Annotated in this window: 13 protein-coding genes; 7 read left to right on the top strand and 6 right to left on the bottom strand. The window is 70.6% G+C overall.

Features of this window, described 5'->3' with window-relative positions; all coding sequences use genetic code 11:
• Positions 1–122: 122 nt before the first annotated feature.
• Both MFF40_RS27700 and MFF40_RS27695 read right to left on the bottom strand, forming a co-directional pair.
• Positions 123–581 (bottom strand): response regulator, encoded by a 459-nt coding sequence (locus tag MFF40_RS27700; RefSeq protein WP_147854937.1) that lies wholly within the window; start codon positions 579–581, stop codon positions 123–125.
• A gap of 8 nt (positions 582–589) precedes the next feature.
• Positions 590–1057 carry a BLUF domain-containing protein gene (locus MFF40_RS27695; protein ID WP_147898662.1) on the bottom strand — a complete coding sequence of 156 codons (468 nt, stop codon included), beginning with the start codon at positions 1055–1057 and terminating at the stop codon, positions 590–592.
• A gap of 300 nt (positions 1058–1357) precedes the next feature.
• Here MFF40_RS27695 and MFF40_RS27690 point away from each other — a divergent pair, with 300 nt between their 5' ends.
• From MFF40_RS27690 to MFF40_RS27670, 5 genes are all read left to right on the top strand, one after another.
• Positions 1358–2740 carry a flagellar hook protein FlgE gene (locus MFF40_RS27690; protein WP_238263041.1) on the top strand — a complete coding sequence of 461 codons (1383 nt, stop codon included), beginning with the start codon at positions 1358–1360 and terminating at the stop codon, positions 2738–2740.
• 34 nt (positions 2741–2774) lie between these two features.
• Positions 2775–4706: a flagellar hook-associated protein FlgK gene (flgK, locus tag MFF40_RS27685; RefSeq protein ID WP_238263039.1), complete on the top strand. Its 1932-nt coding sequence runs from the start codon at positions 2775–2777 to the stop codon at positions 4704–4706.
• A gap of 2 nt (positions 4707–4708) precedes the next feature.
• Entirely contained in the window at positions 4709–6313 is a 1605-nt protein-coding gene (locus MFF40_RS27680; RefSeq protein ID WP_147854941.1) for a flagellin, read from the top strand.
• A gap of 102 nt (positions 6314–6415) precedes the next feature.
• Entirely contained in the window at positions 6416–6676 is a 261-nt protein-coding gene (locus MFF40_RS27675; RefSeq protein ID WP_147854942.1) for a hypothetical protein, read from the top strand.
• 1 nt (position 6677) lies between these two features.
• Positions 6678–7007 (top strand): hypothetical protein, encoded by a 330-nt coding sequence (locus tag MFF40_RS27670; protein WP_147898664.1) that lies wholly within the window; start codon positions 6678–6680, stop codon positions 7005–7007.
• An 8-nt stretch (positions 7008–7015) separates the two neighbouring features.
• Here the strand turns inward: MFF40_RS27670 and MFF40_RS27665 are convergent, their stop codons facing one another.
• From MFF40_RS27665 to MFF40_RS27655, 3 genes are all read right to left on the bottom strand, one after another.
• On the bottom strand, positions 7016–7489 hold the full coding sequence (locus MFF40_RS27665) for a hypothetical protein (protein ID WP_147854944.1): 474 nt from the start codon (positions 7487–7489) through the stop codon (positions 7016–7018).
• Positions 7476–7835 (bottom strand): rod-binding protein, encoded by a 360-nt coding sequence (locus MFF40_RS27660; RefSeq protein ID WP_147854945.1) that lies wholly within the window; start codon positions 7833–7835, stop codon positions 7476–7478. Before MFF40_RS27660 ends, MFF40_RS27665 begins: the two co-directional genes overlap by 14 nt.
• An 80-nt stretch (positions 7836–7915) precedes the next feature.
• Complete coding sequence (locus MFF40_RS27655) at positions 7916–9055, bottom strand: flagellar basal body P-ring protein FlgI (RefSeq protein ID WP_147854946.1); 1140 nt, start codon at positions 9053–9055, stop codon at positions 7916–7918.
• Positions 9056–9299: 244 nt separating this feature from the next.
• On the opposite strand from MFF40_RS27655, the gene MFF40_RS27650 reads away from it, so the two are divergent.
• Positions 9300–9728: a flagellar assembly protein FliX gene (locus tag MFF40_RS27650; protein WP_147898665.1), complete on the top strand. Its 429-nt coding sequence runs from the start codon at positions 9300–9302 to the stop codon at positions 9726–9728.
• Between the two features lie 26 nt (positions 9729–9754).
• Here the strand turns inward: MFF40_RS27650 and MFF40_RS27645 are convergent, their stop codons facing one another.
• The gene (locus tag MFF40_RS27645) at positions 9755–11251 is read right to left on the bottom strand and encodes a helicase HerA domain-containing protein (protein ID WP_147857184.1); all 1497 of its coding nucleotides are present in this window, start codon (positions 11249–11251) and stop codon (positions 9755–9757) included.
• 165 nt (positions 11252–11416) lie between these two features.
• Here MFF40_RS27645 and MFF40_RS27640 point away from each other — a divergent pair, with 165 nt between their 5' ends.
• Positions 11417–12664, top strand: a complete 1248-nt coding sequence (locus tag MFF40_RS27640; RefSeq protein ID WP_238263037.1) for an Hsp70 family protein — start codon at positions 11417–11419, stop codon at positions 12662–12664.
• Positions 12665–12717: the final 53 nt, after the last annotated feature.

The raw sequence follows: 12717 nt of genomic DNA, 5'->3' as shown, positions 1-12717 counted from the left end.
TTTTCTATCACAAGGGCCCCGTCTTGATCTTACGCGCTGCCCCTCTCCAGACCCACATTCGGGGGCCACCCTCCCCCGCAAAGGGGGGAGGGTGGGCGCGTGTCAGTGCCGGACGCGAGACCTCAGAACTTCCCCAGCATTGGGAAATCCACAGTCAGCGTCGATTCCGCCGCGATCGGGGCGTCGCGCTTGCGCGGCTTGCGGTTGAGCACCTGCTTCAGCTTGCTCTTCAGCACCGCCATGTCGAACGGCTTGAGGATGAAGGCGTCCGCGCCCGCCTGGTGGGCGAGGTTGATGTCCTCGAAGTCGAAGGACGATTCGGTGAGCATGAAGGGCGTGTTCATCAGCGCGTCGTCGCCGCGGATCTCGCGCAGCAGGCTCAGCCCGTCCATCGGCTCCATGGCCAGGTCGGAGATCACCAGCGCGTAGCGGCGCGTGCGCAGCCGCTCCAGCGCCTCGGCGGCCGTGGTGACCCCCTCGACGTCGGGGAAGCCGATCCGGGTCATCAGCATCACCTCGAGACGCAGGAGCTTTTCCTGGTCGTCGACGATGAGGATCGGGGGCGTATCGCTCTCGGACATCGCTCGGCTCAGATGAAGAGGTGATCGATGCCCTGGCGGGACATCGCGTCGTTCTGGAGCGCCACGCAGAGCCCGTGGATCGCGGTCGCCTTCGGAGTACCACGCTGGAGCATCGGCAGCAGGTTGGCCTTGGCGAACAGGCCGTCGTTGGTCGCGGTGCGCTGGGCGCTCTTGAAGGAGTGGACGAACTCACGCTTGGCGATCTCCCGCCACTCGTTGATCTGCACGTCGCGGTGGCGCTGGTCGGCGCTGACCCGGTCGAAGGTCTCGTGAACCGACGACCGCTCGCCCTCGATCACCTGGCAGGCGAAGTTGCCCTCGATGATCAGGAAGCTGGTGATCACCGAGAACTCGTTCTTCTTCTGCGCGACCCGGCCGATCTCGTTGATCTGCTCCGACCGCTTTGCCGGATCCGACGAGAGGTTGAGGCGCGAGAAGTAGATGATGTGGACGAGGCTCGTCCGTTTCGCCCGCATGACCTCTAGATCCGCAATCCGTGCCGCTTCGACGCGTCCGGGCGGGACGCCCCCCACCCGGTTCAGCCCGTGCCCGATCTTGGCGCGAGCCGGATAACACCCCGTAAACGCGCGCCGGCGATGCCGCCGGACCGGGGCCGGCCCGGTCCGGCAGAATCTGCCGGGTCGGCACCTCCGGCCGGTCAGTGCTGCCGGGTCGGATTCGGCCAACGCTATCTGCGCCAAGGACTTAGCTGTGGCACGGCGGTTGCGCTCCCTTGGTCCTGCGGGCCATTGCGGCGCGTATCGGGATCGCATGCCATGGATCTTTTTACCGCCCTGCAGACCTCGGTCTCCGGACTGCAGGCGCAGTCCTACGCCATCAGCAACATCTCCGGGAACATCGCGAACTCGCAGACCACCGGATTCAAGCGGATCGACACCAGCTTCGTCGACATGATGTCCGAGACAACGCCCAAGCGCGAGGTCGCGGGCTCCGTGCTGGCGCAGTCGCGCTTGACCAACACGATCGCCGGCAACGTCGTGGCGTCGAGCGTCCCGACCAACATGGCGATCAACGGCGACGGCTTCTTCACGGTGGTGCGCAAGACCGGTGATTCGAACGGTGCGGCCACCTTCAGCGGCACGAACGTCTACACGCGCCGGGGCGACTTCGCGCAGGACAAGGACGGCTACCTCGTCAACGGCGCCGGCGGCTACTTGACCGGCACGAACCTCGATCCAGTCACCGGCCAGGCGACCAGCACCGGGCTGCTCAAGATCGGCAACAGCTCGCTCCCGGCCCAGCCGACCACGTCGCTGACCTACGCGGCCAACCTGCCGGCGACGCCGGCCACCACCGCGTCCGCCACGTCGGGCTCCGACGTCTACAATCAGCTGCCAGCAGCGGTCGTCCTGTCGGGAGCCACGGTGCCCGGGCCCACGGTGCCGTCGGCGAGCGCCGGCACCTTCGTGAACAACAGCATCGCGGGCCCGTCGATCACCGCCTACACGCAGACCGGCGCGCCGGTCACCCTGAGCACGCGCTGGGCGAAGGTTCAGGATGCCGCCACGACCCCGACACAGAAGGCGGCGGTCTGGAACCTGTACTACGCCTCCAATCCCTCGGCCTCGGCGAACGCGACGGACTGGCAGAATGTCGGGACGGCGTTCACCTTCGACTCCACCGGCAAGCTGACGGCGCCGACGACGAGCCCGGTCCCGCTCGGCGACGTGAAGGTGGGCGACTACACGTTCTCCAACATGACCATGAATGTCGGCACGGCCGGCCTGACGCAGTACGCCGACACGTCGGGTGCCGTGACCACCAACACGCTGAGCCAGAACGGCAACAGCGCCGGCACGCTGACCAGCGTCGCCATCGGCGAGGACGGCAAGATCAACGGCACGTTCTCGAACGGCTCGGTGCTCGGGCTCGCCACCGTGGGCATCGCGCAGTTCGCCAACCCCGACGGGCTGAAGGCCGATTCGAACGGAAACTACCTCCAGACCGCCGAGTCCGGGCCGGCCCTGGTGGGGCTGAACGGCAGCACGATCACGGGCGCCAGCAATGAGCAATCCAATACCGACATTGCGAGCGAGTTCTCTAAGATGATCGTAACCCAGCAGGCCTACTCTGCGAACACGCGGGTCATGTCGACGGCCCAGACGATGATGTCTGACCTGCTCAACGTGATCCGCTGAGTGAGGGCGCGATCCCAACCGCGGAGGCCGTGAGATGTCGCTGAACGCGCTTTCCACCGCGACCGCCGGGCTTGCGGCCACGCAGGCGGCGATCAACGTCGTCTCGCAGAACGTCGCGAATGCCGGCACGGCCGGATACGTCAAGCGGACGCTCTCGACGGTCGCGACCGGGGCCAATAATTCCGGCGTCGCGGTCGGGGCGATCACCCGCAGTTTCGACGCCGCCGCGCTCAAGCAGCTGCGGCTCGAGACCTCGGGGGCCGCCTATACCAGCACCAAGGCCGGCATCGCGTCCCAGCTCGACGCGCTCTACGGGGCGCCGGGCAGCGGGGCGGCGCTGGACGGCACGCTGAACACGTTCACCGAATCGCTGCAGGAGCTGGCGGCCAACCCGACCTCGGCGGCCGCCCGCACCACCGTGGTCAGCAACGCGTCGGCGCTGGCGAGCCAGATCAACGGCGCCGCCGCCTCGGTGCAGAACCTGCGCTCAGGGGTCGAGGCCCAGCTCGGCACCGACACGCGATCGGCCAGCACGCTCCTGTCCAGCGTCGCCCGGCTCAACGCCAAGATCCAGAACACCACCGACGCCTCGTCCCTGGCCGACCTCCAGGACCAGCGCGACCAGGTGATCAACACGCTCTCGGGCTACATGGACGTCCAGACCGTCGCGCAGCGCGACGGCACGGTGTCGGTGCTGACCCAATCGGGCGTGACCCTGGTGGACCGCGGCACCGCCGCGACGCTGAGCTTCGACGGCCACGGGTCGCTGAGCGCGAATTCGAGCTACTCGACCGACCCGGCGCAGCGCACGGTCGGTACGATCACGGCCACGCTCCCGGGCGGCGGCAAGATCGACCTCGGGGCGCCCGGCGCCATCCGGTCCGGGAGCCTTGCCGCGGGGATCGAGCTGCGCGACCAGGTCCTGCCGCAGGCCCAGCGCCAGCTCGACGACCTCGCCGGGGGGCTCGCCAGCGCGCTCACCGACACGAGCGTGGGCGGTACGCTCAATACCACGACCACCGGTGGTATCACGGTCAGCGACACCACGATCACGCTGCCGAAGATGCAGCCCGGGAACACGGTGACCTTCGCGGTGACCGACAACACCAACACGGTGCGGAACGTGACGCTGGTGGCGTCGGCGAACGCGGGTGGTAAGATCGTTCCGGCGGCACAGACGACCGATGCCAGCGGCCTGACCCTGACGTTTGACGCAAGCGGCGGTCCGGCCACCTACGCTGCGCAGATCCAGGCCGCCTTCAGCACGTTCAATGCCAGTTCTGACGCTGCCAACTACAAGCTGCCGACGCTCGGCGTCACCAACAGCTCCGCCACGGCGTCGGCTGCGACCCTGACGCTCACGGCGGGCGGCAAAGTGGCTGGCGCGGCGACCGCTAGGATCACCCAGCCGACCTCGCCCAGCGACCTGACCACGGGCTATCCGCAGATCGCCCTTTTCACCGACGTGTCCGCGGCGCCGCCCCCGACCCCGCAGCTGTTCACCGGCTCGTTCGACAGCGGCGCGCAGCTCACCGGCTTCGCGCAACGGATCTCGATCAACCCGGCGCTGTCCGGCAACACCTCGGCGCTCGTCGCGTCCAGCGCCACCGATCCGAGCGCCTCGGGGGGCCGGGCGCAGGCGATCTTCACGGCGCTGACCTCGGCGCAGCAGACCTTCTCGTCGTCGAGCGGCATCGGCGGGGTCTCCGCCCCCTACCGGGCGAGCGTGGTCGGCTTCGCGCAGGACGTGATCGCCTCGCAGGGGGCCGCGTCCGCGAACGCCGCCGCGATGGACGACACCCAGCAGACCGCGCTCTCGACGGCGCAGAGCCGGTTCTCCGCCGGGGCCGGGGTCAACATCGACCAGGAGATGTCGAACCTGATCGCCCTGCAGACGGCCTACGGCGCCAACGCCCGGGTGCTGACCGCCGCCCGCGACATGCTCAACCAGCTGCTGCAGATCTGACCATGACGACGATCTCTCCCTTCGCGGCCGGGTCCTACGTCGCCAACCGGAACACCTCGCAGCTCCTGACGCTGAAGAACCAGCTGAACGACCTGTCGAACCAGCTCTCCAGCGGCAAGGTCTCCCAGACCTATGGCGGGCTCGGCACCGGGCGCTCCACGGCGCTGGCCGCCCAGGCCACCTTGAGCGCGCTCGACGGCTACGGCGCCGGCATCACCGCCGCCCAGACCCGGACCAAGCTCGCGGTCACGAGCCTGACCCAGGTCGCGAAGCTGGGCACCGACGCCCGCACCGCCCTGAACAACGGCCTGCAGAGCATCGCGGCCAACACCACGGCCGGCCGCTCGATCGCGCTCGCCAACCTGCAGACGGCTCTCGACACGCTCAACCAGTCGGCGGCCGGCAGCTACCTGTTCGGCGGCCGCGACGCCACGACCCAGCCGGTGCTCGACGCCGACACGATCCTCAACGGCACCACCGACGCGCAGGGCAACACGCTCGCCGGCCTCACGTCGCTGGTCAACGAGCGGGTCGCCGCGGAGCTGGGCTCCGGCGGCAACGGCCGGCTGACGCAGACCGCGCCGAGCGCCACCTCCGTCCGGGTCACCGACGAGGCGAACGCCGCGACCCGGGGCAAGTTCGGGTTCACCCTGTCCGGCACCCCGACGACCACCGGGACGGCGCTCAGCGCCTCGATCACGGGCGCCGGCCCGGCCTCGCTCACCATCGGCTTGGCGGCGCAGCCGGCGGTCGGCGACACGGTCAGCTTCGCGCTGAAGATGCCGGACGGCACCTCGACGACCGTGACGCTCACCGCGGCCGCCAGCGCGGATTCGACCTCGACCACCAGCTTCGCGATCGGCGCCACTGCCGCCGACACGATGACGAACCTGTCCGCGACGCTGACCAACGCGCTCAAGGGGGCGGCCAGCAGCACGCTGGCGGTGAACGCCACCGCGGCGGTGACGACCGACTTCTTCACCGGATCGGCGAAGGGCGGCCCGAACGGCACCGGCATCATGCCCCAGCAGCGCATCGTCTACGACGCGGCCAAGAACCCGACCGGATTCACGGCCGCCAAGGCGACCGACACGGTGCTCTGGTACCAGGGCGAGAACACCTACACGACGCCGGCGGACCCGACCCAGGCCGTGCCGACCTCGCCGCTCGACACGCAATCGGTGCAGGTCAGCGCCACCGGCAAGGTCGGCACGGGCGCCCGCGCCAACGACAAGACGATCCAGAACGTCCTGGCCGGCCTGGCGACCATGGCGTTCGCGCTTCCCACGGCGAGCGACGCCAACACCAGCGCCACCTACAAGGCGGTGGTCGGCAAGGCCGGGACGCTCCTGTCCGCATCCGACCAGACCAACCCCAGCGTCCAGGACACCGTCACGCAGCTCAGCGTCGCCGCGACCCGGCTCTCGAACGCCGGCACGACCAACACCGCCACCCGGACCACGGTCCAGAACACCCTGGATGGGATCGAGCAGGCCCCGACGGAAGAAGTCGTCGCCAAGCTGCTCGACGTCCAGAACCGGCTCCAGGCCAGCTATCAGGTCACGGCCTCGCTCTCGAAGCTCTCGCTGGTCAACTACATCAGCTGACGCCGGTATTCGGACCCGCGACCATAGTCTTGCCGCTTTCCCGCAGTGAAGCGCGCAGGACGGTCGCCTGTCGTGCGATCGTCCGCTCGAGGAGTGGTCCGCATGGCGCTGTCCGAACCCGTCCACGCGGTCCGCCGCCTCGGCTCAGCGGCGCAGATCGGCGCCATCGTGATGGCCGAACAGGCGATCGACAGCTATCTCGACGATTACGGCCGCCCCGGCGACCGCGCCACCGCCCTCGACATCCTGCTGCGCGACCTCGCCCGGCTGCGGTTCGTCGAGCCTGATCTCGACGCCTTCATCGGCGAGGTCGAGCGTTACATCGATCTGCTGTACCGGGACCTGTCGCGTCAGGCCGCCTGACATGGCCCGTTCGCCGACCGCCCTGGTCCTGACCGCCGCACTCGTCGGGATCGGCGCGCCCGCCGATGCCCGCGATCGTGAGAAGGCTTCGACCGCCGCGGCCGCGGTGCCGTGCCCCTCGAAGGGGCCGGGTTTCGTGCGCCTGCCCGGCAGCACGAGTTGCATCCGCGTGTCCGGCCGGGTGATCGCGGGCACCGACCTGCGCGCCGGCCATGGCGTCGGCGCCGAGGCGGCGCCCCTGGTCGCCGGCCACCTGGCGATCGACAACCGCGCCGACACCGACCTCGGCGAGGTCCGGACCTACGTGCGGATCGGCAACGGCCGGCGCTGAGGGGGCCGTTACAGGTTCCGCGACAGAACCAGCGGCCCGCTGCGCACCCCCCGTCCGTACGGGGAGGGCGCCGGGGCCTGCCGTCCGTAGCCCGAGGGCAGCTGCGCCCGGCCGATCTCCTCCGCCAGCGACTTGATCAGCCCCTCCGACACGGATCGCGCGCTGTCGAGCACCGATTGGTTCGCCTCGACGGCCGCAGTGAACCGGCGATGGGCGGCCCGCAGGGTCTCGACGCCCTCCGGGTTGAAGCGCTTCAGCGCCACGGCATTGGCCTTGGCGACTTCGAGCCCCTGCATGTAGGCCGCGGCGAGCGCGGACTTGGGCTCGGCCGCCGCCAGACCTTCGCGCAGGCGCCCGGCCCGGACATGCGCGGCCTCCTCGGCCAGCACCGCCTCCAGCGCGGCCATGTTGGCCAGCACGCCCCCGACCAGCGCCTCGGCGGTGATCCGGTCGGCGACGCGCAGCGGTTCAGCCCTTTGCATTGCCGGCTCCATCGGTGGTCGCGCCCTGCATCTTCATGATCTCACGAAACACCGAATCGGCGATGCCGACGCCGCCGCTCTTCACGATCTGTCCCGCGTATTCCTTGGTCAGCATCGAGCGGTAGACGCCGCCGCCGGTGCCGTTCTCGCCGAGCGGGCCTTCTGTCCCGTCCGACTGCATCATCCGGTCGAGGCTGTTCTCCAGGAACATCGACTCGAACTCGGTGGCGGTCTTGTGCGCCTTGGCGGTGCTTCCGGTCTTGAGGATGCCGTCGGACACGCTGGTGGCGATGGATTTCCCGACGCCGGCGGCGGCGTTGGCCGCGATGTTGGCGAGTGGCAGCATGATTAGCCCTCCGGACCTTCCTGGGGCATCGTCTTTTTCCGAAAGCCGGCAACCACCTTTCGGGACGATGCACGCGACAATCACATCAGTTCGATATCGGCCTGGAGCGCCCCGGCAGTCTTGATCGCCTGGAGGATCGAGATCAGGTCGCGGGGGCCGACCCCGAGGGCGTTCAGGCCATCGACCAGCTCGCGCAGGCTCACGCCCTCCTTGACCAGCGCCAGCTTGTTGCCGTCGCCGGTGTCGACCTTCAGGCTCGTGCGCGGCACCACGGCGGTGCGGCCGTTGGAGAAGGGCGCCGGCTGGCTCACCTGCGGCTGCTCGCTGATCGTGACCGTGAGGTTGCCCTGCGCGATCGCCACCGTGGAGACGCGCACGTCGCGGCCCATCACGATGATGCCCGAGCGCTCGTCGACCACCACCCGGGCGGTCTGGTCGGGCTCGACCTTGAGCTGCTCCACCTCGGTGATCAGGCGGATCATGTTGCCGTTGTACTTGGCCGGGATCTGGATCGTGACCGTGGCCGGGTCGGTCGGCTCGGCGGTGTCGGCGCCCATGAAGTCGTTGATCGCCGCGGCGATCCGCTTCGAGGTGGTGAAATCGGGGTTGCGCAGGGACAGCCGCAGGGCGCGGGCGTCGTTCAGCTTGAACGCGATCTCGCGCTCGATGTTGGCGCCGTTGGAGATGCGGCCGTTGGTCGGCACGCCCCGGGTGATCTTGGCGGCGTCGCCCTCGGCCGAGAAGCCCGCGATCGCCACCGAGCCCTGCGCCAGGGCGTAGACCTCGCCGTCGGCGCCCAGCAGCGGCGTCACCAGCAGCGTACCGCCCTGGAGGGATTTCGCGTCGCCGAGCGACGAGACCGTCACGTCGATGCGGGTGCCCTGGGCGGCGAAGGGCGGCAGGCTCGCCGTCACCATCACGGCGGCGAGGTTCTGGGTGCGCATCGTGGCCCCCCGCGTGTTGACCCCGAGCCGCTCCAGCATTGCCTGCAGCGACTGCTTGGTGAACGGGATGTTGTTGAGGGTGTCGCCGGTGCCGTTGAGACCGACCACGATTCCGTAGCCGACCAGCTGGTTCTGGCGCACGCCCTCGATGGAGGCCAGGTCCTTCACCCGCGACAGGGCGAGGGCCGGGCCCGAGGCCGCGGCGATCAGCAGCACCCCGACGACGAGCGCCGCGAGGGCCGATCCGAGGAGCTTGATAGGGTGGCTCGGGCGCATGCCGGTTTTTTTCGCGGGTGAACGGACCTGCCCCCCTCCCTGCCAGCCCCATGCCAGCCTGGGCTTTCCGCTAAACCGTTGAGAACAGATATCATTATCCAGCCGGCAAGCGGCCGCAGAATGTGATCGACCGGCACCGAACCTGCCGACCCGGCAGGTTCTGCCGGCCTGTTTACCGGTGCTTAACCGTGCGGGCCGAGAGTCGGGGCAGCGCAGGAGCGCCCGGAGCGACACGAACACGATCATGCGCGTCGACACTCGCCAGCCGATCCAGAATGCCGGCGGCGTCGCGGCCAAGGCCCGGGTCGAGGGCGGGCGCGGCTTCAGCCTCGATGCGGCGCCGGCCTCCACGTCCGGCACCGGTGCGCCGGCCGCCGCGGCGACCCTGGCGGGGCTCGATGCCGTCTTGCTGCTTCAGGGCGAGACCGAGACGCCGCAGGAGCGCCGTCGGCGCACGGCCAAGCGCGGCCACGACCTGCTCGACGGCCTCGACCGCCTCAAGGCCGCGATGCTCGGCGGCCGCGTCGCCCCGCAGGATCTGCGCGCCATCGCCGGCCGCCTGGCCCAGCGCGCGGCCTCCTCGGGGGATCCGCGCCTCGACGGGCTTATGGCCGAGATCGAGCTGCGCGCCGCGGTGGAACTCGCCAAGCTCGAAGGCCGGCGCAGCGCATAGCTGCTCCGGTCGCAACGACGGATCGCCTACCCCGCCCGCCGCTTCGGCCCGGTCGGCAGCATCTGCGGCTCGCCCGGGCCGGTCTCGACCGCGAGATCGGGCACCGCGATGATCGGCGCGCCGCGCAGATCCTTCCGGGTGACGATCGCGCCGCGCTCCTCGAGATAGGCCAGCATCCGCCGGGCGCGACCGCCCGAGCTGGTGCCGTACGCGTCGGCCAGCATCGCGTCGGTGGGGCAGGGCGCGCCCTCGATCGCCGCGCGGGCGACCACCAGGAACAGGCCGGCGAGGTCGTCCGGCAGGCCAGCCGCGATCGCTTGGGCCCGCTCCCAGGTGGAGTTGTCGGCGACAGCGCCGCCCGCCTCGGCCCGGGCCACGGCGAGCCGGCGCTTGAACTCCGGCAATCCCATCGTGTCGCCGCGCAGGCGCCGGATCCGGCAGCGGACGGTGAAGTCCTGATAGAGCGTCGCGGGGGTGCAGGCGGCGGCGTCTGCATCGGCCAGCACCGAGGCCAGGACCTCGGCGAGCGCGGCCTCCCGCGCCTCCGGGTCCATCGGCTCCTCTTCGGGCTCCTCCGGCGGGGCCGGGGGGCGGTAGCTCGCGAGCTGGACGAGGACGTCCGGGGCCGCCACCGGGCGCGGCTTCGGGCGCGGCATCGGTGGCGCCAGGCTGTCGGCCGGGCTCGCCGTTAGGATCAGCGCCCTCGCATCCTCGGTCGGGTCGGGGAGGGGGACGAGCACCGGCGAGGACGACCGGCTCACCGTCAGGGTCGGACCCACCGCGATGGTGAGCGGTCGCCGCGACAGGGCCGGACCCAGCGCCACGAAATGTCCGCGCGGCAGGTCGCGGAACGTCTCGGCCTGGCGGCGCTCCAGCCCGAGCAGGTCGGCGGCGCGGGCCATGTCGATGTCGAGGAAGGTCCGGCCCATCAGGAAGTTGGAGGCCTCGGCGGCCACGTTCTTGGCGAGCTTGGCCAGGCGCTGCGTGGCGATCACGCCCGCGAGCCCGCGCTTGCGGCCGCGGCACATCAGGTTGGTCATGGCGCCGAGCGAAAGGCGGCGGGCCTCGTCCGAGACCTCGCCGGCCGCGGCCGGGGCGAACAGCTGCGCCTCGTCCACCGCCACCAGCATCGGGTACCAATGGTCCCGGTCGGCGTCGAACAGGCCGCCGAGGAACGCCGCGGCGGCGCGCATCTGCCCCTCGGCGTCGAGGTTCTCGAGCGACAGCACCACCGAGACCCGGTGGGTGCGCACCCGGGCGGCGATGCGCTGGAGCGCGACGTCGTCGCCGTCCGCCTCCACCACGACGTGGCCGTAGCGGTCGGCGAGGCTGGCGAAGTCGCCTTCCGGGTCGATCACCGCCTGCTGCACGAGTCCCGCGCTCTGCTCCAGCAGGCGCCGGAGCAGGTGCGACTTGCCGGAGCCCGAGTTGCCCTGGACCAGGAGCCGCGTGGCCAGCAGTTCGGTGAGGTCGAGGAGCGCCGGGCGCTCGCCGGTCAGGCCGAGGTCGATATCGGAACGCATGGCGCTCCATAGCATGCCGGGACCGGGTCGGGGCCTCCCCCGGACGCGCTGTCCACGCTTCCCGCAAGGCTGTCGCGCGGCTGCAATGCCGCGGCGGCGCTGGACCCGGACGCCGCCGCCCTGTAGGGGCCGCCCTCCCTCGAACCAAACCGGATCCCTCACGCGATGGCGGCCTGCGGCCTCGATTTCGGCACGTCGAACACCACCCTGGGGCATCTCGCGGCGGCGGGACCGGCCCTGATCCCGCTCGAAGGCGCGCACCGGACCATCCCCAGTGCGATCTTCTTCGAACCGGGCGAGGCGCCGCTGATCGGCCGGGCCGCCACCGCGGCCTACGTCGACGGCCATCCCGGCCGACTGATGCGCGGACTGAAATCGGTCCTCGGCACGCCGCTGATGGACGAGGCGACCCCGGTCGGCCGCGAGCGCCTGCGCCTGCGCGACGTGATCGCCCGCTACCTTTCGGCCGTGAAGGCGCGGGCCGAGGTGGCCTGTGGCCAATCCCTCGACACCGTGGTCCACGGCCGGCCGGTGCATTTCGTCGACGGCGACGCGGAGGCCGACCGGCGGGCCGAGGACACGCTGCGCGACATCGCCCGGGACGTCGGCTTCCGCGAGGTCTCGTTCCAGTACGAGCCGATCGCCGCGGCCCTCGACTACGAGCGGCAGGTCCGCTCGGAGGAGATCGCGCTGATCGCCGATATCGGCGGCGGCACCTCGGATTTTTCCATCGTGCGCCTGTCGCCCGAGCGGCGGGGCCGCCCGGACCGGGCCGGCGACATCCTGGCCAATGACGGCGTGCGCATCGGCGGTACCGATTTCGACCGGCAGCTCAGCCTCGGCACCGTGATGCCCCTGATGGGGCTCGGCAGCCCCATGCGGCGCGGCGACCTCGCGGTGCCGAACGCCTATTTCCACGACCTCGCCACCTGGTCGGCGATCAACCGCCTCTACAATGCGAAGACCCTGCGCGAGATCGACGAGGTGATCCGCGATTGCGCCAAGCCCGACCTCGTCGCCCGCCTGCGCGCAGCCGTCGAGGGCGAGCGCGGCCATGCCCTGGCGGGCGCCGTCGAGGGGGCCAAGATCGCCGCCTCGGAGGCCGGCACCACCGATCTCGACCTCGGCCTGATCGAGCCAGGCCTTACGGCTGCGGTGAGCCGCGACACCCTCTCGACCCAGACCGGCGACCTCGCCCGGGCGGTCGCCGCCCGGATCGCCCGCTGCCTCGCCCAGGCCGAACTCGGGCCGGAGCGGATCGACGCGCTGTTCCTCACCGGCGGCTCCACGGGGCTGCCGCACCTGCGCACCGCGCTCACCGCCGCGCTGCCCGCGGCCCGGGTGGTGGAGGGCGACACGTTCGGCTCAGTTGGCCTCGGCCTGACCATCGAGGCGGGGCGGCGGGCGGGGTGAGCAGGGCGATCGCTTGAAGGGGATCAGGCGGTCTGAGTGACGATGGCTCTGAG

Source organism: Methylobacterium mesophilicum (assembly GCF_022179445.1).
In the GTDB taxonomy this organism is placed as follows: Bacteria; Pseudomonadota; Alphaproteobacteria; order Rhizobiales; family Beijerinckiaceae; genus Methylobacterium; species Methylobacterium mesophilicum.
This window is presented reverse-complemented; position numbering and strand designations above follow the sequence as displayed.